Genomic DNA, 25,284 nt, shown 5'->3' with positions numbered 1-25,284 from the left:
TTGCCCGAGAGAATCGGCCAGGAGAGGCAAATAGAAATTTCTTAGTATAAGGCTTAGTATATAATAACTAAAAACCGATATATTCACAAATCCGTCAGAAAATTTAAAAACTAACAAACCACTGTCACACTTCTTACTATGGGCTTACAAACCATTGACTACATCATTTTCCTTGCCTACTTTCTGATAGTCTCGGGCTACGGATATTGGATTTACCGGCAGAAAAAGGCAGACCACATGGACTCTAAGGAGTACTTCCTGGCCGAAGGCTCTCTTACCTGGTGGGCTATTGGTGCTTCCTTGATCGCTTCCAACATCTCTGCCGAGCAGTTTATTGGGATGGCTGGTTCTGGCTTCGCCATGGGTCTGGCAATCTCAACTTATGAATGGATGGCCGCCCTTACCCTGGTGGTAGTTGCGGTATTCTTCATTCCTATTTACCTGAAAAACAAAATTTACACCATGCCTCAATTCTTATCGCAGCGGTACAACGATGCGGTAAGTACCATCATGGCGGTATTCTGGTTATTGGTGTATGTATTTGTAAACCTTTCCTCTATCCTGTACCTGGGGGCGCTGGCCATTGAAACCATTACCGGTATTGACTTCTACTACTGTATGTACGGTTGTGCCATCTTCGCTATTTTTATCACCCTGGGTGGTATGAAGGTAATTGGTTACACAGACGTAATTCAGGTATTTGTACTGGTATTGGGTGGTTTAGCTACTACCTACCTGGCGCTTGACCTGGTATCTGACCACCTGGGCGGCTCTGGCATTTGGGATGGTTTAACGTTCCTGCGGCAGCAAGCCGGTGACCACTTCAGTATGATTCTTTCTGAAGGCGAAATCATGATCCCGAACGGTGAAGGCGGTACCCGCGATGCGTACATGGACTTGCCGGGCCTTTCTGTTCTTCTGGGAGGTATGTGGATTGTGAACCTGAACTACTGGGGTTGTAACCAGTACATCACCCAGCGTGCCCTTGGTGCCGACCTGAAAACTGCCCGTAACGGTCTTTTGTTCGCTGGTTTCCTGAAACTGATGATGCCTATTATTGTGGTATTGCCAGGTATTGCGGCTTATGTGTTGCATAAAAACGGCATGTTCCAGGCAGAAATGGCTAATGAATTAGGCCACGTAAAACCAGACCACGCGTATCCGGTATTATTGAACCTATTGCCAGCCGGCTTGAAAGGTTTGTCTTTTGCCGCGCTTACTGCCGCTATTGTGGCTTCTCTGGCCGGTAAAGCCAACAGTATCTCTACTATCTTCACCCTGGACATCTACCGTAAGTTCTTCAACAAGAATGCCTCTGAAACCAGATTGGTAAACTTTGGTAAAATCACGGTAGTGGCCTCTTTTGTGATTGCGATTGTGGTGGCTCCGGTTCTTCGTAACCTTGACCAGGCATTCCAATACATCCAGGAATATACCGGTTTCATTTCTCCTGGTGTGTTCGCCATCTTCGCCTTGGGCTTCTTCTGGAAACGTACTACTGCCTCGGCAGCATTGGTAGCGGCAGTCTTGACTATTCCGCTTTCCACTTTCCTTAAGTTCCAGTTCCCTGAAATTCCGTTCCTGGACCGTATGGGTATCGTGTTCCTGGTGTGCGTGTTCCTGATGGTACTTATCACGTTGCTGGATCCTAAGAGCAAGAACAATCCTAAAGGTCTGGAAATTGATTCTTCTATGTTTAAAACCAGCACCGGCTTTGCCATTGGGTCTGTGCTCATCTGCGGAATCTTAGCAGCACTTTATATCATTTTCTGGTAATAAAAAGCTATCAAAGCATTTTAACTTCCGTTAGTAATATCTCCGGGTGAGCACCTCACCCGGAGATTCACTTTTATAGAGCAACCATGGTTGAAGACATTGTAGCCAGATTCAAAGAGCTATTCAAAACAGAGCCGGTGGTAGTCCGGTCGCCTGGCCGGGTAAACCTCATTGGAGAACACACAGATTACAATGAGGGCTTTGTATTACCGGCAGCCATTAACAAAGAGATCTATTTCGCCATTGCGCCAAACGGCACCCAGACCATGCGGGCCCATGCCTTTGACCTGGATGAAAGCGCAGACTTCTCTCTCACAGACGTGCACCGCACCGATAAAGGGTGGGCCAATTACCTGCTGGGGGTAGTGGCGCAGCTGCAGAAAGCCAACTATGAGGTGAAAGGGTTTGACCTGGTGTTTGGGGGCAACGTGCCCATTGGCGCCGGACTTTCTTCTTCGGCGGCGGTGGAATGCGGTCTGGCGTATGCGCTGAACTACCTGTATGCCTACGGTATTGAACGGTTCGACATGGTGAAGATGGCCCAGAAGGCCGAGCATGAGTACGCGCTGGTAATGTGCGGCATCATGGACCAGTTCGCCAGTATGTTTGGCAAGCACAACCACGTGGTAAAGCTGGACTGCCGCTCACTGGAGTACCAGTACTACCCTTTCAACATTGATGATTACCGCATCGTGCTCTGCGACACGCAGGTGAAACACTCCCTGGCTTCCAGTGAGTACAACACCCGTCGGCAGGAATGCGAAACCGGCGTGGCCATTCTGCAGAAACATTATCCACAGATTCACAGCTTGAGAGACGTGACCCTGGAGATGCTGTCGCAGCACCAAGCCGAGTTTGACCCGGTGGTATACCGCCGCTGCACCTACGTGGTACAGGAAAACCTGCGCGTAGAAGAAGCCTGCCAAGACCTGGAGCGTGGCGACCTGGAGGCGTTCGGGCAGAAGATGTTCGCTTCGCACAAAGGATTGCAGCATGACTATGAGGTGAGTTGCCCTGAGCTGGACTTCCTGGCCGACAAAGCCAGAGACTCAGACGCCGTGCTGGGGGCCCGCATGATGGGCGGAGGATTTGGAGGTTGCACCATCAACCTGGTGAAACTAGCCCAATTGGATGAGTTCACCCGCCAGATGACCGAAGCCTACCAGGAGCAGTACGGCATCACGCTCAAGACGTACGTAGCCGAGATTGTGGACGGCAGCAGCCTGGTCCCGCTTGACTTCTCCAAAAAATAACCAGCACCGGCTCTCTTCCATTCTTACCTTTAGAAACTATGAATTCATTCGATATCACGGAGCACTCGCACCGGCGCTTCAACCCTCTCTTGGGGGAGTGGGTGCTGGTGTCACCGCACCGCTCCAAGCGCCCCTGGCAGGGGCAGCAGGAGACCGCCGAGAAGGACACCCGGCCGCAGTACGACCCGGGCTGCTACCTGTGCCCCACCAACGTGCGCGCCAACGGCGAGACCAACCCCGACTACCCCTCCACCTTCGTGTTCACCAACGACTTCGCCGCCCTGCAGGCCGACAGCCCCACCGGCTCCTTCGCCAAGGGCGGGCTGCTCCGGGCCGAGAGCGAGCGCGGCATCTGCAAGGTCATCTGCTTCTCGCCCCGCCACGACCTGACCCTCTCCGACATGGAGACCCCGGACATCAAGAAGGTCGTGGACCTGTGGCAGGAGCAATACCTGGAATTGGGCGCTATGGAGGAGATCAGCTACGTGCAGATCTTCGAGAACAAGGGCTCGGTGATGGGCAGCAGCAACCCCCACCCGCACGGGCAGATCTGGGCGCAGAGCTCGGTACCAGGTGATCCGGCCAGGGAGACCGTGCAGCAGGAGGCCTACTTCCAGGAGAACGGGAGAAGCCTGCTTTCTGATTACCTCGCTTTGGAGCTAGAGGAGAACAAACGCATCGTAGCACAGAACGGGCACTTCGTGGCGCTGGTGCCCTTCTGGGCGGTGTGGCCCTTCGAGACCATCGTCATCCCCCGGCGGCACTTCGGCCACCTCGGTGAGATCACCGAGGACGAGAAGCTCGCCTACGCCGACATCATGAAGCGCCTCTCCAGCGTGTACGACAAGCTGTTCAATACCTCCTTCCCGTACTCGGCCGGCATCCACCAGGCGCCCACCGACGGCAAGGACTACCCGGGCTGGCACCTGCACATGCACTTCTACCCGCCCCTGCTGAGGTCCGCCACGGTGAAGAAGTTCATGGTCGGCTACGAGCTCATGGCCAACCCGCAGCGCGACATCACTCCCGAGAGCGCCGCCGAAAGACTCAGAGCCCTGCTGTAAGTTGTTTTTAGGCTGTTTTCAGGAAATCAGCTTTAAACCAGAATACTAAAACAGAAGACCTCACAGGTTTTAAAAACTTGTGAGGTCTTTTCGTTTAAGGAGAGGCAGGTGACATAAACACTCGCAGGTCCTCCGGACACTACGAGGTCTTTTGAGCAAGCGCATTAAGTTCAACCAAGCCCTTGGATTAGCTTAGCGATTAGAGCCATTTTTCAGAAAATCAGCCTTAAAACAAACATCTGATTCTATAAACCAAGTCCCGTTTTGAGTCCGATTTTCTGAAAATAAGCCCGAAACGAAACTCTCATTTAAGAGGGAAGACTACGCCAATTTATCCGTTACCACGGCGTACTGCGGGTCTTCCAGGATGTTGACGTCAATGACGGCATCGGCGTTTTGGAGCAGCAGGCGGCAATCGGGGCTCAGGTGGCGCAGGTGCAGTTTCTTGCCGGCTTTGTGGTAGCGCTCGGTGAGTTTGTGCAGGGCATCAATGCCGGACATATCGGCCACGCGGCTTTCCCTGAAATCGATGATTACTACCTCGGGGTCATTCTGAACATCGAATTTCTCGGTAAAGGCCGTGACTGACCCGAAGAACAAGGGACCATACAGTTCATAGTGCTTCACACCTTTCTCATCCACGTACTTTCTGGCCCTGATGCGCTTGGCGCTCTCCCAGGCAAACACCAGCGCCGAGATGATCACCCCAATAAGCACCGCCAGAGCCAGGTTGTGCAGCCAAACGGTGATAGATGCCACCAGAATCCCCACGAACACATCGTGGCGGGGCATTTTGTTGATGATCCGAAAGCTGATCCACTCAAACGTCCCGATGGAGACCATCACCATCACGCCCACCAGTGCCGCCATGGGCACCCGCTCTATCACCGGGGCGCCCACCAGGATAATGGCCAGGATAGTGAAGGCCGAGATAATCCCGGCCAGCCGCGCCCTGGCCCCCGCCGAAAGGTTCACCAGCGTCTGCGCGATCATTGCGCAACCGCCCATGCCAAAGAAAAAGCCGTTCAGCACATTCGCGCTGCCCTGCGCCACGCACTCGCGGTTGCCGTTGCCTCTGGTGCCGGTGATCTCGTCTACCAGGTTCAGGGTCAGCAGGCTTTCGGTTAGGCCTACCCCGGCCATGATGAGGGCGTAAGGGAAAATGATTTGCAGGGTCTCCAAAGTAAACGGAAGCTGCGGAACATGGAAAGGCGGCAACCCTCCGCTTACGGCGGCAATATCACGCACCATCTTGGTCTCGATGCCGAAGCCCATCACTACCGCAAAAACCACGATAATGGCCACCAACGACGGCGGCACCGCTTTGGTGATCCTGGGCAAAACGATGATGATGCCGATGGTCAACGCCACCAGACCGGCCATGATGTACAAAGGCTCGCCGGTAAGCCAAGTGGTCTCGCCGTTCACCACCGTCTTAAACTGGCCTATCTGCGACATGAAGATGATGATTGCCAAACCGTTCACAAAACCGTACATCACCGGCTGCGGCACCAACCGGATGAACTTGCCCAGCTTGAACATGCCCACCAGAATTTGCAGAACCCCGGCCAGGGCAACCGCCGCGAACACGTACTCCAGGCCGTGCGACTGCATGAGCGCGATCAAGACCACCGCCGTGGCCCCGGCTCCGCCCGAGATCATGCCGGGCCTACCACCCAGCACGGCCGTCACCAGCCCCATGATGAAGGCAGCGTACAAACCCACCAGCGGCGGAAAACCCGCCAGAATGGCGAAGGACAAAGACTCGGGAATCATGGTCATGGCCACGGTGAGCCCGGCCAGAATCTCTTTTTTATAATCTACTTTTTGGCTGAAATCAAATAAGCGTAAAGAAGGAATCATGGTACTAAAACTCTAAAAACAGAAAGTACGGTTACGGCTACGCCACAGGCCTATGAAAGGTCTGGCAACCCTTAACCGGACAGAACTCAACAGCAGAAAAGAAAGGAAACGCCCCTGCCAGAAGGGTGGAGCGGACTGGTACTCACGGCGGAGTAAGCGCTATAAATTGGAGGAAATTTGACATAGCAGGTGCAAAGGTACCATTTTTCTGCCACTCTTCCTTCCGGCGCCAGGGCAGGTCGCAGGTGTGTCCAGACAGTGATGCATTGGGTGTTTTAAGGCCGATTCATAGAAAACAGGCCCAAAACACGTTTACCTCTCACCACTAAGAACACTTTCCTGTCTTTTGGTTTAACGGTTTGCCACAACCACGCAGCTCCTCGCCCGTACAAAAGCCACCTATTTAGATTTAGAAGAACCTCTATGACGATATCTTTTTACGGTGCGGCCCAGACCGTGACCGGCAGCAAGCATTTAGTGACGTTGGAGAACGGGAAGCGCATTCTGCTGGACTGCGGCTTAACCCAGGGCATGGGCGACAAAACCGAGGAACGGAACAGCTCCTTTGACTTTGAACCAGAGAACCTTACCTGTGTCATTCTCTCGCACGCCCATATTGACCATTCTGGTTTGCTCCCACGGCTGGTGGCCGATGGGTATTCAGGCCCCATTTACTGCACCCCGCCTACGCTGGAACTCTGCAAACTGCTGCTGCGGGATAGTGCCCGCATTCAGCAGAACAACAGCAACGGCTCCAGCAAACCGCTTTACACCGAGGAAGATGCCGAGAAAGCCCTGGAGCAGTTTGTAACGGTGCCATACAACGAACCTTACCAAATTGCCGAAGACATAGAACTGCTCTTCACCGACACCGGCCACGTACTGGGCAGCGCCGCCATTTACCTGCGGCTGCAAGACGATGGCCGCGAACGCACCCTTTGCTTCAGCGGCGACATCGGGCGGTTTGCCAACCGTATCCTTAATCCGCCGCAACCCTTCCCACAGGCCGAAATCATCATCTGCGAGTCTACTTACGGCAACCGCGTGCACGACAGCCTGGAGAACACCGAGGAACGTTTGCAGAAAATAGTGCAGGAAGTGTGCGTGGAGCGCCAGGGCAAACTGCTGGTACCGGCGTTCAGCATCGGCCGCACCCAGGAGCTGATCTACTCGCTCAACTACCTGGCCGAGGAAGGCCGCCTGCCCGATGTGAAGGTGTTTGTAGACAGCCCGCTTTCCGTCTACGCCACTGACATCATGCGCGACAACCCGCAGTACTTCAACGAGACCATGCAGGAGTACATCAAGGACGACCCAGATCCGTTCGGGTTTCCGCAACTGAGCTACATCACCGAGGTCAGTGATTCCAAAGAACTGAACAAGATTGACGAACCTTGCGTGATCATCTCCTCCTCGGGCATGATGGAAGCGGGTCGCATCCAGCACCACCTCAAGACCAACTTACCAGACCCCAACAGCGCGGTGCTCATCACCGGCTACTGCGAGCCTTCTACCGTAGGCGGCAAACTCATGAACGGAGCCGAGAAAGTCTATATTCTTGGCGATGAAGTGGAGGTGAAAGCCGAGATGCTGGTTATGAAAGAATACAGCGCCCACGCAGATTACGGCGACATTGCCAAGTTCCTGCACTGCCAGGACAAAGAGAAGATCCAGCGCATTTTCCTGGTACACGGCGAGAAATCGGTCATGCACCAGCTCCGCGATGACCTAACGGAGCTTGGCTACCAGAACATAGAGATCCCAGAGTTCCGGTTGTCTTATGTAGTGTAACATTCGACCTCCTTTACGCAGAGCGTTTTAGACCTGATTCAGGGAAAACAGACCTAAAATAACCTGTTCATAAACAGAAAGGCCATCTCATAGGAGGTGGCCTTTCTGTTTATGGGCTGTTCTGTTGGTGCTTATTGCTTCACTACTCGGGTGGTAGTTTTACCAGTAGTGGTTTGCACCTGCACATAGTAGATACCCGGAACCTGACCGGCAAGATCAAGGGACAATTCCTGACCTTGTTCTACCTGCTTCTGCACTACTACCCTACCACTGCTGTGGTACAGGATAAGTGTTACAGGCCCAGATGCTGCATCTGTGGAAGTGAATACCACTTTGCCCGGTGTTGGGTTGGGCTTGGCCACCAAGGTAGCTTCTGCGCCACTTCTTCCGTCTGCTTTCACGGCGATCACCTTGGAGTACTCAAACTTGCCATCATAGTCCACCTGCTTGAGACGGTAGTACACGGTGCCAGCTGGAGCAACACCATCTGTGAAGCTGTAGTTCTGAACCACATTGGTAGTTCCATTTCCTTTTACCTGGCCGATGGCAATGAAAGCCTTGCCGTCTTGGCTGCGCTCCACTTGAAAGTAGTCATTGTCTTTCTCGGAGGCCGTTCTCCAATACAGGTAAACGGAGGCATTCCTCTGCTTGCCTTCAAAGTCTACCAAAGTTACAGGCAGCACTTTATTTATCTTGGCAAAAGCATCAGCGACGGAGGTGAGCGAATAGTTACCTGCGTCCGCTCCTGTTAGGGACGCATTGGTCATGTCAAAAATCACCCGCTTCAACTCCTCACTTGAATGCGGATCCTCAAAGTGGGCAACACCTCCAATAAGACTCACCAAATCCCCTGGAATTGTACCAACTAATTCCCGAGTCAGAATAACAGCATCTGTCTTACCATCGTGTGTCTTATCATCTGCAGTAAACTTGCCTGTAATTCCTAACGAACTTATAGCAATACCAGGCACCTGTATAGACAAAGGAATATCGTAATTGACAGCGGCAGCTTCTGTGAGTTTATATCCAGTCACAGTCACAATCTTATTAGGATTAACAATTTTATCCGCAAAAGTTGCAGTTGGGGAAACATTTGGGTCCAGAAATTCAATATTTGCATCACGGGCTAATACCCCACCAACTGACATGTTACTGACAAGAAGCGGAACTGTGACCTTGCCGTCATACACCTTATTTAATTGGCTTTTGTCTACCACTGTTACCGTAAGAAGTATTTTATTTATGGTAAGTTTTATTGGAGTTCTAACCGTAGTTGCACATGAGCCACGCGCTTGAGCATAGAAAGTATAGGATTTAGCAACTGCTACAGAAGGAGTAAAGCTTGAGGTTACCACCTTAGTTGTAAGGTTAGTAGTCTCTATTGTATTTGAAGCATTGGAGACCAGATTACCGTCTGCATCATACCAATCAATTGATTGCCCCTCATATGCTGTAGCGCTTAAACTCGGAGTCTCTCCATAAGTAAACGACTTGTCTCCACCACTCACGGGGGCTCCCGCTTTTACAGTGATAAGATCACTAGGCAAACTTTTAACAGCTGGAGATATAGTATTAGCCGGAGGTACGGAATGCACTTGAACCCTGTAACTTCCTGAAACTAAACCAGCGGGAAGATTTACTGTTCCTGTATAAAAATTTTCAGCGTTCCTACCTGTTTGAAAAGTAGCATTGGTTCTTGTAACGGTAAATCCATTTACCAAACTAAATGTTCCGGCTCCGCCAGGTTCACTTATATCTAATCGGAAAATAGCATTGTTTACAAACCACTGTCCGCTACTTGCGCTATTTGATGTTCCATTTTTGGCAGTAAATCCAACTGTAATTGAAGAACCTGCACAAAGGGAAGTAGGCACAACACTTGTAACTCTAATTTCTTGAGCCTGCACCAAATTAGTTCCAGACAGGAACAACACCCCCACAAGGAATAAAAACAAAGAGACTCTTTTAAGAGCAGAAACACTCCAAGGCATATTGCTCTTTGGCATCTTGTTAAAAATTACTTTAGAAGCCTGAACAGTAAGCTTAACATATGCCCTCCTTTCAACTAACCCTAGCCCGTCAACAGAGTACAAGTTTCTCATAAATTATTCTATTAAGATCTATTGATATTGAATTACAAGAATATTTTCTTGTATTAATTACACAAATCTGATAAGAATGATTCATTTTTTGAAGAGGCAAAAAACTACGAAATAGAATTTATACTTCTACATCATACAATTTAATATATTTTATATTATAATTTTTTTTAATTATAAGTCTGCTTATATACTAATACTCTGCTTTTAGATTTTAATAATTTTAAGTTAAACTTTATATCAAAGACTATTACCACCATAAGTTTTCATCTTACAATACAAAAGTTCTTTATATTATTATATATTTTATTAACTATTTTATAAACTAAAAATTCTAAACACAGTATTCTATCTCAATCAATGGTATATCATTAGAATAGACCTGTAAACCCTACACCAGACATTTATCTAAAGCCCCAATCAATCTGCAAAAGGGAGAAAACACGCTATACAACAAAGCCAAAACAAGGTAAACTTCACTCTAACCATAGAAAGCCATAATTTTCTGATGGGCCAATAAGCGCTGAGCGCAAACCTTCAGAGATATACTCCTTCAACATACCCATCAAAACGAAAGAAGGCTGCCGTATCCGGCAGCCTTCTTTCGTTTTGATGGGAAAAAAGCTTTACTTCCTAATCACCTTAGTAGTTGCTATCCCGTCAGCAGCTACAAGCTGCACCAGATATGTACCTGGAGCCAATTTATTTAAGTCTACAGAGAGGCTTTGCCCCGCTTCCACCTGAACCGTTTGCGTGAGCACCGCTTTTCCGACACTGTTGTACACCGTTACCGTACCTGCGCCCAAAGGAGCCTGGGAAGACAAATACACAATTCCCTCCGTAGGGTTAGGGCGAGCCATCAATGAGGGAGTAGCATCAGCTTGGTTGAGCAAGTCATTTTCAACACCATTATCTGTATCGGTTTCAAGCGCACTGGTGCCGGAGGTAGTCACAGTACTGGTTCCTATCTTATTCACCACTTTCTTGCCAATGTAGCTCCCAACTTTGAAGGCAAAGTTACTGGCATCTACAGAGGCGCCTCTTTGCATACGGTAGTAAAGTGACAAAACACTTGATTTATTGTATGTGTTTTGCACTTTCAAATCCCATACATTCCCTTTGCCTATCACCTCCACCACGGGCACTTCCACTCCTGCAGACTTAATAGTAAATCCTTCTTTAGTCAGAACAACCGGACGATCAAACACCACCCGCACTTTGTTAACCTCGGTAATAGTGGCACTCGTGATCTTAGGAGGCAGTACATCCAGAGCCGGATCAGCAAAAGTCTTTTTCTCCTTGAATAGGTTGATCAGGCCAGTAGAGGAATTAAACGAAACCTTATCTAGGGTTCCGCTTTTTACTACTACAGAGGAAATGCTTCCGCCCTTTAGCAACAGAGACACATCTCTGAAACGGTTGTGCTCCGGAATTTTTGAGTAATCAAGAGTGATCACCAATTTCTTAGTAACGGCATCATACGTTGAGGTTCTAACCAAAAGTCTCTTCACCTCAAAATACTCTATCAACTCCTGAAAAGAAGGCACCCAAACCCGGTCTTTGGAGGCTGTCTGCAGATAATCCATCAACTCTGCGAATTTGGGCACATCAGGCCCGTGCGTGCCTAACCTGAACATTTGAGGCGTAGCCGGGGTAGCTTTTGCCAACAAAAGCCTGTCAAACTTCTCTTTGAAAGAATTAGTAGTGGTTTGATCCCATTTATCATTGAAGGACCTGTGGGTATACAGCATCTGGCTCCAATCGGCGGACAGGGCAGCATAGCCAAAGAACATTGGGCCCTCGTCACGCTTCGTTTGGGTGGTTAGCCCAATGTAGCCCAATTGCTTGCTGGTGGGGTGATACCCCTCGTCATTTGTTGGGGTTACTGCTACCCGCATCCTAAATGGCAGACCTGCCGCCGCCATTTTAGAGTAAAACACTTTGGTATTTTCGTGGATGTTCTTGGCTATGTCTCCATCAATTAAAGTGTTGCCAGCACTATGGGCGTAGCCATGATTTTCCAGGGTCCACTTGCTTCTCACCAAAGCATTCAGCCCTTCCTGGTTTATTTTTTTCCCGGAAGAGGTATACACAATCTGGTCCTGGTTGTAATTGTTAAGGTAGTTCAGGGCAATAGCCCCGCGGTAATGAATTGTATTTCCACAACCATCGGTGAAAGTTTTACCGGTGTAAGTCACGCCATTAGATGCCGTACCCCCGCTCAACACTTTTAATACATCTACTGCTTTGCCACTGTTGTCGTCTAACTCAAAGGTGAACACCCCTGCTTTGTTAAACTTCAGGTTAGCATATTCTAAAGAGGGAGCAGTTGAGACATTCTGAAGACTCACCTCAATAACTACTTTATCAGGAACTGTGCTTTGAGTTTGCGCTAAAAAAGCAGGCGCATCAGTTTTTTGGCACTTTAAAGAAGATTTACCACTGACTTCTTTAGAGTTACTTCCAGGAATGGTAATCTTTTCATGCGAGAATGCTTCCTTACCCAGGAAGCAGGCGAACACGAGCAAAAACAGAATTTTAAAAGAATAAAGGTACTTCATAGAACTACTAAATTGAACATTTCATCTGCGTATGCATTCCTGAAAGAGCAAGAAGCATATTCATTACAGCCCTCAAAAGTAGCCCTACTATCTAAATTGTTCAAATTCAGAAGTTTACTCTATTAGCTATGTACAATTTGCAGACCTTTACAGAAAATAAAGCCCTTTTAGTAAAAGAGATAAGTTTCTTAGTCACTAAGGCCAAAATACAAGTAGGTACATCTAAGTTTTACCAATTAAAACCTACGATGCTCATTAACTTTTTAATTCATTGCCTTTGAACTTCAAAATTGACATACAGATAAAAAATTTTCCTTAGTCATATTTGTCCAAAGATTCTTTAACCATTTTTTGCAAATATAATTATTCAAATATCTCTATGGATATAAAGCGGTCTCCGCTCTTCCCAATTCTCTTTATGCAACCTTTAGCTTAAGTTTTTTTCTTGAGATAGTTTACACCCAAGGGTAGATGCCATTCAAACTTATTCCTTCTGAACAAACCCAGCCAGCATAGGATACTATAGAGCAACTAAACCCTTCCATGCTTGCAACAGCCTTGCCACAGCAACCCAAGGCTACTACCAAATGACAACAAGAAAAAAAGAGGGCAACCCATGCAGGCTGCCCTCTTTTTATTAGGTAAGAATTCTTAAACTTTCACACCTATTGTTTTACTATTCTGGTTACCGCAGTACCTGTACTGGTTTTTAACTGCAGAATGTAAACACCAGGACTAAGTTTGCTCAGGTCTAATTCTAGCGGCTGACCAGCCACCACTTGCACCTCTTGCGTTGACACGGCTTTTCCGCTGGTGTGCAACAACGTAACACTTCCGGCACCTTCCAAATTTGAAGCAGTTAAAAACAGCTTGCCAGGTGTTGGATTTGGTTTTACCTCCAAAGATGCCTGAACACTTGTCTTGCCATCTGCTTTTACCGCAATCACTTTGGAGTACTCAAACTTACCGTCAAAGTCAACTTGCTTCAGGCGGTAGTACACGGTGCCGGCTGGAGCAGTTGCATCAGTGAAACTGTAGTTTTGCAATACATTGCTGGTTCCGTTCCCTTTCACTTGGCCAATGCTTACAAAGTTCTTAGCATCTAAGCTACGTTCTACCTGGAAGAAGTCATTGTCTTTCTCAGAAGCAGTAGCCCATCTTAGTTGAACTCCAGTGGTTTGCTGAGAAGCTGCAAAACTGATTAACTCAACAGGAAGAACTATTGGATCAAGTGGTCGCACAGCGGCAGTAGGATTTCCGTCTGGGCTAACACTATAGGTCACAGGGACTCTACTAACTTTTCCAGTTCGAGTATTGGTTGCAAAGATATTAGCCGTTTTGGTACCAGTAGCCAAAGAGCCCAAATTAGAAACATAGATTTGACCTGTTTTAGAGTCTACCGCTGTACCGATCAGCAAGTTATCACCGGTGAAAGTATAAGAACTATCTGGATTTGTGATAGGTGTAGCCATTATCTCATACATAATATACTCACGTCTTTGGTAAGCCGGTTCTACTTTATAGGTAATATTGCAGTTAACAACTTCCAACTTTATTGCTGACGAAACAGGGCTTTCGCAAACACCTGCAATCGCTTTCACTTTGTAGTAGGTTGTTTCTTTTACATTCACATAAAACTCAACAGAACCAGAACCCATGTAAGCTGGCCATGTAGTCACAGTCTCACTCACCCCATTCTCTGATGTTCCTTTCATTAGCTCATATCTGTAACCAATCTGAGGTGAAGAAACACTTATGGTAGTAGACCCGCTACCGCAAAACGCAGTTGCACCAGAAGAAACAATAGGCGCAGCGACTGAGGTAGTTGTAATAGTGAGTTCATTAGAATTTGCTGACATACAACCCTCGCTCGATGCCACCACTGTAAATTTAGTAGACGCAGCATTTACAACGGGCGTGAATTCAACCTTGTTAGAACCGTTATAAACGATCACCTCTCCTTCAGCAGTTCCGTTCCTATACAATCTGTAAGAAAGTCCTCTCACCAAGTTAGAGGTAGCGGAAATAGCAACCGTCTGCCCAAAGCAAACATTAGTAGACGAAGCAGAAATACCTGCTGCTACGGGTGTTGGGCTCAGGGTAATGACTATAGGCGTATTTTCAGAAAGTGTTACTTCACAACCCCCTACCACTTGATAAGCTTTTACAAACAAGTTGTGTACACTATTCACACTGTTAGAAAGAGAGGACGAAGTAAGCTCAATGGCTGCTCCAGTACCCAATACGGAAGAACCGGTATATGCTCCTGTGGTCTGGTTAAAAATCTGGTAAACAACACCTTCTTGCGAGCTGCTTGTGGTCAAGGTGACTGTACCACCTGTACATATAGTTCTGGAAAGTGGAGATACTGTAAATGTCTTCACAGGAGGTGCGCAGGAGACAGCTACCGCTTGCGTTTTTTCTGTTTCACCACAACCAGTAGTTTCTGAGATAGAAATCTGCACAGGCAAACCTGCCACAAGAACACCCTGGGTAATACCGCTAACAGTCCAATTAACAGACGCTCCGCTAGAAGTAACAGTGGCAGTTTGGCCTAGTTTCTCACCATCTACGTACACAAAGATAGTACCTGATTTTGTGCTGGTACCCGACAGAGCAATTGCACCATTTGGGATGGGTGAAGTTAGCACCAGTCCTGTTGAAGCAGATCTGCCAGTTACAGTCGCGCTAGTAGTGTTAGTACTTACACTCTTTCCTACTGCCGTAGCTGTGGCATAGAAAGTTGCAGTAGGCGTTAACACCCCGGCAGGAATGCTTGCTGACCAAACTCCACCAGCCAGAACAGACGCAGTACCAATAGGCGTGGCCGTTCCTGTCTTATATACATTTATTGTAGTGCCTTGCATCTCGGAAGATGTTCCATTCACTGCAAGAATAGACGTAGAAGTACAATAAGTGCCTGTAATTGCAGGAGTTGACGTTACCGGCAAAGCACTTGCAGTTACTGTTATTACAGAACCACTTTCCGCAGGGCAGACAGCAGTTGCATTACCTAAAGCTCTAACTAATAAAACATCCCCGCCAGAAAGATTAGAAATTTGACTTTGAGTTAGGCTAAAAGTATAAGTCGCAGTTCCTCCAGATACTAAAGGCGAAGTAGCTAAAGTCACGTAGCTGTAAGCAGGCGCTGTGCCAAATCTTTTCACCAAACTAAATGTTACCTGTGAAAAGTCAGCATTATTCGCTATAGTGGTTGACACCTGAATGGATGCTGATACATCAGTTGTTTTCAGTGAAGATGTACTAACGGTAGAAGATGATGTGGTCATGGTCCAAGTTGGCGTAGCTGCAGAGGCAGTTTTATTGCCTAAACATGCAGGTGGGGAATAAGCTGACTCACACCCGGTCCCTAGCTTTGCAGTAATCACATAGGAACCTTGATTTAGTGTCTGCCCGGTTCCACCAAACCCGTATGAGTAGGTGCCTGTAGCAGAAGACACGTCCTGGGTTACTGGCCCGGTTCCAGCTTGATAGATGTCACTAGCCAAATTGCTATATCGTCCATCTGCCATAATTTTGTATATAGTGAAAGTGATAGTCGAATTACTAACACCTGTGTAAGTTCCGTTTATATCTTTATTGCTTCCTCCATTAGAAGCATTTGGAGTTAACGGAGCCGGAGTGGAACAAATGCCTCCAATCACTTTAATGGCAGTAGAATAAGCAGAAACACACCCTTCTGTAGAGGTTACAACAGCCCGAATAAAATCATTCTCATTTATAAACACCCCTCCAGCGAGGGTTGCAGTCCAACTTCCTCCTGAAACAACTACCGTTGCTGAAGTTGCAAGCAAAGTACCTCCCGTTAATGAGCCATCAGCACCAACAGTTCCATTCTTATAGAGCTTGATTGTAGATCCATCACTAACATTAGCAATACCTTTGATTGTAGTATCGTAAGCTTTTAAGGTACCTATGATGGCAGGAGTAGATGGCTTGACACAACCAAACCCTCCATTTTTAATTTCATTGAGCGAGGTTGGAGGAAACGCTGGTATAACATCTTTCCAGATCTTTGTCTTATCATTACCATAGCTCTTGTCATTCACGCCACCAATATCAGAGATAGTTCCCTCTAAGCCAGTTTGTGCACTTGTGACTGTGGAACCACTTATCCGCAACTTCTGATCTTCTGTAATACCTCCACCAAAGGCACTTAATGGCACATAAAAATCATAAAAGTAATCAGCATTCCCTCCTTCTGTGGTTCCCGCTATTGATTTTTGGGAGTAACTTGTGTATCCGCCATTCTTTGAGGCTTCCCAGATGATGTTGCTAGAATATGAAACAGGGTCATTTGCATCGCCGCTTCCTTGGTGCCGGTAAACCAGCACATCAAAATTTGAAGCAAAAACAACCTCATATTCAAAACCATAGTTTTTCACATCAGAAGGTGTTCTATAGGAAATCAATGTGCCATTTTGCGCTTTGATGGCATTGAAAACTCCATCGCCATCAATCACAAAACTGTACCCTTTTGATGCAGTAGAGTGACCGCCTAATCTCACCCTGAAGTAAACATTAGTCCCATCAAACCACATCCCCAGGGGAGCATTAGCTAAATCTGTGTGCCCTCCATTGGACCCCGTAGCCAAATCATTTAGTGGCTCAGGAGAAGTAAATTGAGGAAGCATTTTAAAAGGGATTTCACTGTTTGCACCCGTGTCATTTGACCCAGAAAAACCAGATTTAGTTTTGGACACATAGCCATTATTATCTGGATCCAAGACCGCCACTCCATTGCCTGTTGCTTTCTGAATAATCATTCCTGGGGTTTGCCCAAAGCTACTTTGAACAGAAAACACCAGAAAAAATAAAAAGCATAGAGCCAACTTTCCAGCACAGTAATAAGTTTGCCCTGGAAAATCTGTTTCTTTACTAAAGGTTACTTTTGCTCTAAGCAGTCTCAGCACAAGCAGCATCTGCGAATAAAATACCGCAATGCCACTCCTCAAGAGCGAGTACAAGTTTTTCATAAAAGGGTTAAGTAATATTCAATTGTATTTGTATTGCTCAATTATATTATTGACTTACTCCTACAAAATTGAATATGAATTTTGTCAATTCTACCCTTCTAATAATTATAATTATTCCCCTTAAATAGTATAAATACTAAAGTTTACAAGTATAAAATACTTAATTTAAATCCTAGACAACCATCCTTTATCGTTTTCTATACAAGTCACTTATGTTTTACCGAAGCAAATATCTTATCAAACCTTTCACATGGTTCATACTCAAAGAACTCTTAAAATATTTATAAACTCCTTTCTATAAATTCGTATTAAAATTAAATATTTTATTAAATTAACACAGAACCTTTTATCTCAATTCTAAGTAAGACCATATTTTATGTAACTACACATAAGTAAAATATTACAATAATTTATTATGCATGCATAATAAATTATAAGAACTTTCACACAATTTAGGCTTAACCTCTACTGTTTAACTATCTATTGTAGCATTAATCCAATGCAATCGCCTATTTAGGGAACCCTATAGTTTCATCTATGACTCAGATAACTTCATCTGTGACTCAAGGACAATTTTGCATTAAGCATTTGGATGATTACTAGGGTACAGACTTACAGCACCTAACCTAAAGATGCAAGCAGGACCAACACAGCACAGAAGCATGAACATATTGCCTTGTGGCATATAAAGACTTATTCCATCCACACCAATTCTTCTATCAATAGGACCATCTAATATTGACTAAAAGTAGAGGATCTGTAGAAATGACAATCAGTTAGGCAGACTCAGGCAACCACCACACATTTGTAGCTTATCATCTGTGCTAAGGATTCCTTTCATACCTTGGAGATTTATTACTTTTCCAAAGCCTTCTCAGGTTTGACATAAGTTTATACTATCATCAAGCATTTTGACATTGAATAAAGTTGGTAAAAGTTTAAGTCATAGCTTCTCTTCTTTAAAAGCAATTCTCCAATGAAAACCAACAATTTGAGGCTAAACTCCCAGGAAGTCCCCACTTTTCTAAGACATGATTGAACCTTTACAGGAGGCGGAAAGTTACGAAGAAGCACAACCAAAGGTTACGCATACAATTGTCTTTAACTTATAAAAAAGGATGGACCATGAAGCCTACTAATTTCAAAAAAGCAGTCTCTTTCTTTGCCCTTGCCTCTGTTTTCACTATGGCTGGTTGCCAGAAAGAAGAGCTTTTAGAAGAAACTGCAACCACCCCAGTTGCACCTGCTACTTCTTCAAAAGCAATAGAGGGTAAATTTATTGTAGTAATGAAGGAGGGCAACGCTGCCTCCAAACAGGAAGTAAGAGACCGCTTATTTAAGAGATTAGGGATTTCCCAAGACCGGCTAAGCAATGTATTCACGGGAGCATCTGATGGCTTCACTGGCAATCTTACCAAAGAGGAAGTAAACCAATTGAAACAAGATGAGAGCGTAGCCTACGTTGAACCGGAGCAAGCCGTCATGCTGGGCAGCGCAAACCTTTCCTCTACTATCACTACAACTACTACCGTCTCCGCCCAAACCATTCCATGGGGAGTGGCTCGCGTGGGTTACGGCGATGGCACCGGTAAAACTGTGTGGGTAATTGACTCAGGTGTGCAGTCTACGCACCCAGACCTGAACGTAGACAAAGTAAGAAGCAAATCTTTTATCTCCGGGGTTACTTCCTGGGAAGACGGGTACGGTCACGGCACAGGCGTGGCAGGTATCATTGGCGCTAAAAACAACAACGAAGGCGTAGTAGGCGTAGCTGCCAATGCCACAATTGTAGCCTTAAGAGTATTTGACAACACAGGTTACGGCACCCTTACCCGCATCTATTCTGCCCTTAACTATGCCTACCAAAACGGAAAACCAGGCGATGTGGTGAACATGAGCTTACGGGTTGATGGCTCCACCATGCTGGATGACCTGGTGAAGAAAACAGCCGCCAAAGGCATGTTTGTAGTAGTGGCCGCCGGCAACAGCTACATTGATTGCAAAAACGATTCTCCTGCCCGCGTAGTAGCCCCTAACGTATTTGTGGTGTCTAACATGGATTCTTACGGAAAATTCAACTCCAGCTCTAACTTTGGAGCTTCTGTGAGATTTGCAGCTCCTGGCACCAACATCCGTACCACCTGGAAAGGCAGCAGCTACGTTTCAGGGAATGGCACTTCTTACGCTGCTCCACACGTAGCTGGCATTGTAGCCCTCACTGGCGGAAGAGTGAATTCACAAGGCTTCGTTACTGGTGACCCAGATGGCAAACCAGATCCAATCGCATTGAAATAATAAAATCCTCCTCTGTAGTATCAACTTCAAAAGGCTCGTTTTGCAACGAGCCTTTTTTGTGCTTTATGGCACTGTATGATATATAAATGCTTGGCGCCTAATCTATCTACTTCTGCTTTTCTCTTTGAACCTTCTGCATCATTTCTCAGAGTCACCTTCTCCAAAGCAGATGGGTAGTCTAAAGGGGATTGGCAAGTAATTACCCCAGAGCTCCTGGAAAGCAATTGGACAACAAGCTATTTTCTCACGGCATCATGCTTTGCTACAATTCTCGCTTCTCTCCACAAGTTACCACTCCCTTATCTTCAACTAGCCACATCTTTGTGAATCTTATAGTTATAAAAATCACACCAACCTTTTATGTAAAAACCTAGTACTCAAAATATCCAAAGGCGCAGCATACAACCTGAGCCGTTTACTTTGACAAAACACTACAACTATGAAAAATCTACAGGCATATTTTTATTCGCTTCTGCTCTTGCTCACTCTTTCTTTGTCTAGCTGTGAGTTGGTTGGCGACATCTTTGAAGCTGGTATGTGGACGGCCGTAATCATCATTGTGATCATTGTGCTCCTGATCCTATGGCTTCTTAAGAAGATCCGCAGATAAGGATTTTAGATGTATTTTCGGCTAAACAGCCTTAAAACAGAGAAGGCCACCTATTACAGGTGGCCTTCTCTGTTTTGCTATTGAATGGGTTATTTCTTGCGTTCAGGCATTGTACCTAGCACCCAGTCCCAAAGAGGAGTTGACACCCCGTAAGCCCGCTCGTGGTCTTTGTAGTGGTGGATGGCATGGTGTATCCAGAGTTGCTTCAGGAAGTTCTTAGGCGGCGCGTAGGCGTGCACCGCATAGTGCACAAACAGGTACAGCGCATAACCGAACAGGAAACCGGCCACTATGCCAAATACCATGCTCCCAAAAATCAGTTTAAACAGGAAAAAGAAAAAAGACGCCAGAAACAGACTCACAATGGGAGGCATGGCCAGACGGGTCTTGTCTTTGGGATAATCATGGTGATTACCATGAAACGTATACTGAATGTTTTTCTTGAACTCATTGGTAGGCGCCATGTGGAAGATAAACCGATGGGCCATGTATTCTACCAGAGAGAACATGAGCCAACCCAGCATGAACAAGCCAACAGCCGAGAGCACATCCAGAAAGCCATACCTAAAACCATAAATCAGCAGGCCGGTTGCAATTACTAAAAAGATAGAAATAGGAAGCGCAATGTGGGTATGGGTAAGGCGCTCCAGCACTGGGTTTTTAAAAAGCGTTGCAGATCCTTTGTGATTCGGTTTCATAGTAAACGTAATTTGTGTTCAAATGCCTCTTGCCGAGGAACGTGCAAAAATAACTAAAATTATCCAGATAGTGCCTCTTGCCGGGTTTTATGAAGCACCCAGGCACTGCTCTATCTCCTGCGCAATCTCTTCTACGGCACCCCTGCCCGCCGCCACTGTGCAGGGGGCTTCTTTATAGAACTGCTCGCGCTGGTGCAATGTTTCAGTTAAATACTGCAGCAATTCTGCCGTGGTTTTGTTCCGTAGCAAAGGTCGTGCCTGTAAGTCCAACTCGGTTAGCCTTGAGACCAGATCCTGCGGAGAAACCTTCAGGTAAACCGTTAATCCGTGGGTGAGCATGAAAGGCATGTTCTCGCAGAAACAGGGAGCCCCACCGCCGGTAGCCAGCACAACGTTCTCAGACCTGGAAGCGGCCAGACGCAAGGCCTTGGCTTCGGCTTGCCGAAAGTAGTCTTGCCCCCGTTGCTCAAACACCTGCGGCACCGTCATGCCTTCCTGCTCCTCAATGAGGGTATCCAGATCCAGGAAGGTGTAGTTCAGCCGCTGTGCCAGCACTTTGCCCACCGTTGATTTTCCGCACCCCGGCATGCCTACCAGAAAGATCTTCATGTTTTTTGAAATGAGTGATGGAGTGAATGAGTGATTGAGAGAATGAGGAATGGAGTGAATGAATTTGGGAAGTTGAACTGGTATAAAACAGCAAATGTGTTTTAAGCCTGATTTCTAAGGAACAGCCTCAAAACACATTTTACCTGTTTACTACATCACTCCATCGCTCATTCACAAAAGTTGCTGTACCTCTTGTAGCGTGGGCACATCGTTGTAGTGCCATTTGCCTACTACCACGCCGTCTTTGAACAGCAGCAAGCCGGGGTTGGAGCGGATCATGGTTTTCAGCACAGTAGCATCGGCGAAGAAGTACGGAGCCGCCAGGTTTACCTCGTGGCGGAACACGTCAAAGTCCTGGCTGCTGCTGGAGGTGATGACCACCGGCACAATCTTGGGGCTTTGGTCTTTCTCTACTCCGGCTAGCAGCGCGTTAATCTCCTTGAAACTCTCCTGATCGGCTTTCTTCACGTCTTTCACCAGAATGAGCAGACGGTTGCCTATGAACAGCTCCTTTGTGAAATCGCCTTGGTCGTTCCAGATGTTGAAGTCCGTGATTTTGGGGCCATCCTCTGGGTTAAGGGGCACCATCTTTTTGAACTTGTAAGTAGTATCAGTGGGATAGCTGGTCAAGGTGAACTCCTGGCCGCCTTTCTCCATGATGTACTGGTAGCGGATGGGGGCCGAGGGTTTCATGAGTTTGGGGATGTTAGCCCCTACTCTGTAGGCCCTGAAATCAATAAAAGGCTCATGCCGGTACGCGTACACCGAAATAGCGACAGAAAACACCAGCGCTACCAATACAATTGCCCCGGTTACTCCGGCATTCATGCGCGGGATAGACAAAATGTGCCTCTGCGTGAACAGCAACACCAAGATAAGCACCAACAAGGCCACGTCTTTCCCGAACGATTGCCACGGCGTGAGCTTGATGGCATCCCCGAAGCAGCCGCAGTCGGTTACTTTGTTGTAGTACGCTGAGTAGAAGGTGAGAAACGTGAAGAACACCGTCAGGAAAAACAGCAGCCAGACTACGGTATTCAGTCGCCAGCGCACCAGCAGGGCCACGCCCAGCACCACTTCCAGGGTACTCAGGAAGATGGACATATAGATGGTAAACGGCTTCAGAGACAGAAACACCGAGGAGAAGTCTGAGGAAAACACCTCAAAATACTCTTCCAGTTTGATAGCGGTGCCTACCGGGTCGTTTAACTTGATAAGGCCAGAGAAGATGAATAATCCTCCCACCACTATCCACGCAAAACGGCTAAGCAGACGGAGTGCCATGGTCAGGGTAGTTTAATTTTATAAGACAGAAGACCGCGTAATTCAGCATGTCGCGGTAATTGGCTTCCACGCCTTCAGACACCAGCGTTTTCCCGGCGTTGTCCTCAATCTGCTTGGTGCGGTAAATCTTCATCAAGATCAGATCGGTCATAGACTCTACCCGCATGCTGCGCCAGGCTTCGCCGTAGTCGTGGTTTTTGTCTTGCTGCAGCGCGTGCGTTTTCCTGATTTCCTCTTCGTACAACTCCCGTACCCATTCTACCGGCAAGGCCTGTTCGGTCTCGCCCTGCGCCAGCAACTGCTCCTGCATCAAGGCAATCACGCAATAGTTGACAATGGCCACAAACTCTGAGGCAATGTCATCCTGGATCTTTTGCGTGCCCTTCTCCTGGATTGACCTGATGCGCTGTGCTTTAATGAAAATCTGGTCTGTGATGGAAGGCAGGCGAAGGATTCGCCAAGCGGTTCCGTAGTCTTGCGTCTTCTGTAAAAACAGCCGTTTGCAGGCTTCTATCACTCGGTTGTATTCCTGGGCAGTTTGGTGAATCAAGTTTTTCGTTTTACTTTTATAGGAAATGAGAAAATAGCCAATTGAACGCGAAAGATACACTTTTTTGCAAAAAAACCACCCTCAACTGTGGTGGCCGATTGGTCCTGTTGCAGCGCCCCACCGTGATGGGGATTCTTAACTCCACCCCAGACTCTTTCTATGCCAACAGCAGACTCCAGGGAGTAGAGCAAGCCATAGAACAAGCGGGCAATATGCTCCGGGCGGGAGCCACCTTTCTGGACATTGGCGGGTATTCTACGCGCCCCGGCGCCCCCGAGGTTACGGAACAGGAAGAGCTAAATCGCGTACTACCCATTATAGAGGCGCTCTCCAAAGCATACCCGCAGGCGTTGTTGTCAATTGACACGTTCCGGGCCCGGGTAGCGGAAGCAGCGGTACAAAGTGGGGCTCACCTCATCAATGACGTGTCTGGCGGCACCTTAGATGAGGCCATGTTTGCCACAGCAGGGAAACTGCAAGTTCCTTATATACTCATGCACATGCGTGGCACTCCGCAGAACATGGCCATGCAAAACCAATACCCCAACGGGATGATGGAAGAACTGGTTTCTTTCTTCTCTGAACGGGTAGCGCAGCTGAAGGCCGCGGGGGTGAAAGACATTCTGCTAGATCCAGGGTTTGGCTTCGCAAAAAATGTGGAGCAAAATTACCAACTGTTACGCCGCTTAAAGGAGTTGCAACTGTTTGAGTTACCGCTCTTAATAGGGCTCTCGCGGAAATCAATGACCTACAAGCCGCTACACGTGGGTCCTGAGGAGGCGCTAACGGGTACAATTGTTGCCAACACCCTGGCGTTACTGAACGGAGCCGATATTTTGCGGGTGCATGACGTGAAGGAGGCGGTACATACTATTGAGATTGTTAAAAAGATGTTGACGGCGTGATTCCATTATTTTCCATAGGGTTTTTAGAGATTGAGTGGCTGGATATCATAGATATTCTGCTGGTAACGGTACTATTGTACCAGCTCTACAAACTCCTGACCGGAAGCGTGGCGCTGAAGATCTTCCTGGGCTTGCTTTCTATTTACCTGCTGTACCTGGTGGTGAAAGCCGCGGGCATGGAGCTGCTCACCATTATTCTGGGGCAGTTCATGGGCGTGGGCGTTTTGGCGGCCATTATCGTATTCCAGCCCGAAATCAGGCGGTTCCTGCTCATGATCGGGAAAACCACCAGCTTGAACAACGAGCGTCTGTTCAAGGGATTTCCCTGGCGCCGCACAGAACCCGCCGACAAACTTTCCATCACGCCGTTCATTGAGGCCGCAAAGTCTTTGGCCGGTAAAAACACCGGTGCCCTCATTGTGTTTGCCCGCAGCTCTGAACTGCGCTACTTCGCCGAATCTGGCGATGCCATTGACGCCATTGTGAGCAAGCGTCTGCTTATTTCCATCTTCAACAAGAACAGCCCCCTGCACGACGGGGCCGTCATCATCCAGGGCAACCGCATCAAAGCCGCCCGCTGTATCTTACCCGTCACCGAGAGCAATGACGTACCCGCCTCTATGGGACTCCGGCACCGGGCCGCCATCGGGCTTTCTGAAGTAACCGATAGCGTGGTTCTGGTAGTTTCTGAGGAAACCGGCCAGATTTCCCTGGTGCGCAACGGCACCGTCTACCGCAACCTGTCGGCCGCCGATCTGCGCTCCAAACTCAATCACTTCCTGTTTGATATTGAGCCCAAAGTGGTAGAGAAAGTTGCCGCCGCATAGCTGGTTGCTGGTTGTTAATTGCTGATTGCTCATTGTTCATTGCTGATGGCTGGTTGTCGGAGCAATTTGTTGTTTATCATCCGCTCTTCAGCTTTCTCCTCA

Annotated in this window: 16 protein-coding genes; 8 read left to right on the top strand and 8 right to left on the bottom strand. The window is 47.4% G+C overall.

Going from position 1 to position 25,284, the window contains the following annotated elements; translation table 11 throughout:
- Positions 1-138: 138 nt before the first annotated feature.
- The 3 genes from JT719_RS15040 to JT719_RS15030 all read left to right on the top strand — a co-directional run bounded on the left by JT719_RS15040 (position 139) and on the right by JT719_RS15030 (position 4,093).
- Complete coding sequence (locus JT719_RS15040; RefSeq protein ID WP_207434140.1) at positions 139-1,776, top strand: sodium/sugar symporter; 1,638 nt, start codon at positions 139-141, stop codon at positions 1,774-1,776.
- Between the two features lie 86 nt (positions 1,777-1,862).
- Positions 1,863-3,029, top strand: coding sequence for a galactokinase (locus tag JT719_RS15035; RefSeq protein WP_207434139.1), 1,167 nt, complete (start codon positions 1,863-1,865; stop codon positions 3,027-3,029).
- A 38-nt stretch (positions 3,030-3,067) separates the two neighbouring features.
- On the top strand, positions 3,068-4,093 hold the full coding sequence (locus JT719_RS15030; protein WP_207434138.1) for a UDP-glucose--hexose-1-phosphate uridylyltransferase: 1,026 nt from the start codon (positions 3,068-3,070) through the stop codon (positions 4,091-4,093).
- A gap of 321 nt (positions 4,094-4,414) precedes the next feature.
- Here the strand turns inward: JT719_RS15030 and JT719_RS15025 are convergent, their stop codons facing one another.
- Positions 4,415-5,956, bottom strand: coding sequence for a SulP family inorganic anion transporter (locus tag JT719_RS15025; protein ID WP_207434137.1), 1,542 nt, complete (start codon positions 5,954-5,956; stop codon positions 4,415-4,417).
- 423 nt (positions 5,957-6,379) lie between these two features.
- Between JT719_RS15025 and JT719_RS15020 the strand changes: the two genes are divergently transcribed.
- A complete protein-coding gene (locus JT719_RS15020) occupies positions 6,380-7,747 on the top strand; it encodes an MBL fold metallo-hydrolase RNA specificity domain-containing protein (protein ID WP_207434136.1) in 1,368 nt (455 codons plus the stop codon).
- 131 nt (positions 7,748-7,878) lie between these two features.
- Here the strand turns inward: JT719_RS15020 and JT719_RS15015 are convergent, their stop codons facing one another.
- From JT719_RS15015 to JT719_RS15005, 3 genes are all read right to left on the bottom strand, one after another.
- Positions 7,879-9,849: a YDG domain-containing protein gene (locus tag JT719_RS15015; RefSeq protein WP_207434135.1), complete on the bottom strand. Its 1,971-nt coding sequence runs from the start codon at positions 9,847-9,849 to the stop codon at positions 7,879-7,881.
- 623 nt (positions 9,850-10,472) lie between these two features.
- The gene (locus JT719_RS25540) at positions 10,473-12,197 is read right to left on the bottom strand and encodes a T9SS type A sorting domain-containing protein (protein ID WP_207434134.1); all 1,725 of its coding nucleotides are present in this window, start codon (positions 12,195-12,197) and stop codon (positions 10,473-10,475) included.
- An 875-nt stretch (positions 12,198-13,072) separates the two neighbouring features.
- A complete protein-coding gene (locus JT719_RS15005; protein WP_207434133.1) occupies positions 13,073-17,404 on the bottom strand; it encodes a T9SS type A sorting domain-containing protein in 4,332 nt (1,443 codons plus the stop codon).
- Positions 17,405-18,529: 1,125 nt separating this feature from the next.
- On the opposite strand from JT719_RS15005, the gene JT719_RS15000 reads away from it, so the two are divergent.
- Complete coding sequence (locus tag JT719_RS15000; RefSeq protein WP_207434132.1) at positions 18,530-19,699, top strand: S8 family serine peptidase; 1,170 nt, start codon at positions 18,530-18,532, stop codon at positions 19,697-19,699.
- 439 nt (positions 19,700-20,138) lie between these two features.
- Entirely contained in the window at positions 20,139-20,309 is a 171-nt protein-coding gene (locus JT719_RS14995) for a hypothetical protein (protein ID WP_207434131.1), read from the top strand.
- Positions 20,310-20,398: 89 nt separating this feature from the next.
- Here the strand turns inward: JT719_RS14995 and JT719_RS14990 are convergent, their stop codons facing one another.
- The 4 genes from JT719_RS14990 to JT719_RS14975 all read right to left on the bottom strand — a co-directional run bounded on the left by JT719_RS14990 (position 20,399) and on the right by JT719_RS14975 (position 23,450).
- Positions 20,399-21,007: a sterol desaturase family protein gene (locus JT719_RS14990; RefSeq protein WP_207434130.1), complete on the bottom strand. Its 609-nt coding sequence runs from the start codon at positions 21,005-21,007 to the stop codon at positions 20,399-20,401.
- 87 nt (positions 21,008-21,094) lie between these two features.
- Entirely contained in the window at positions 21,095-21,616 is a 522-nt protein-coding gene (locus JT719_RS14985) for a shikimate kinase (RefSeq protein WP_207434129.1), read from the bottom strand.
- Positions 21,617-21,787: 171 nt separating this feature from the next.
- On the bottom strand, positions 21,788-22,900 hold the full coding sequence (locus JT719_RS14980; RefSeq protein ID WP_207434128.1) for a BT_3928 family protein: 1,113 nt from the start codon (positions 22,898-22,900) through the stop codon (positions 21,788-21,790).
- The gene (locus JT719_RS14975; protein ID WP_207434127.1) at positions 22,881-23,450 is read right to left on the bottom strand and encodes a DUF1599 domain-containing protein; all 570 of its coding nucleotides are present in this window, start codon (positions 23,448-23,450) and stop codon (positions 22,881-22,883) included. The genes JT719_RS14980 and JT719_RS14975 overlap by 20 nt, the downstream gene beginning before the upstream one ends.
- A gap of 41 nt (positions 23,451-23,491) precedes the next feature.
- Here JT719_RS14975 and folP point away from each other — a divergent pair, with 41 nt between their 5' ends.
- The gene (gene folP, locus JT719_RS14970) at positions 23,492-24,355 is read left to right on the top strand and encodes a dihydropteroate synthase (protein ID WP_242693258.1); all 864 of its coding nucleotides are present in this window, start codon (positions 23,492-23,494) and stop codon (positions 24,353-24,355) included.
- The gene (gene cdaA / locus JT719_RS14965) at positions 24,352-25,182 is read left to right on the top strand and encodes a diadenylate cyclase CdaA (RefSeq protein WP_207434126.1); all 831 of its coding nucleotides are present in this window, start codon (positions 24,352-24,354) and stop codon (positions 25,180-25,182) included. Before folP ends, cdaA begins: the two co-directional genes overlap by 4 nt.
- The last annotated feature ends 102 nt before the right edge of the window (positions 25,183-25,284 follow it).

This window comes from Sabulibacter ruber, from assembly GCF_017355955.1.
GTDB lineage: Bacteria > Bacteroidota > Bacteroidia > Cytophagales > Hymenobacteraceae > Nibribacter > Nibribacter ruber_A.
The sequence above is the reverse complement of the archived record's forward strand: the minus strand, read 5'-3'. Positions and strand labels throughout refer to the sequence as shown.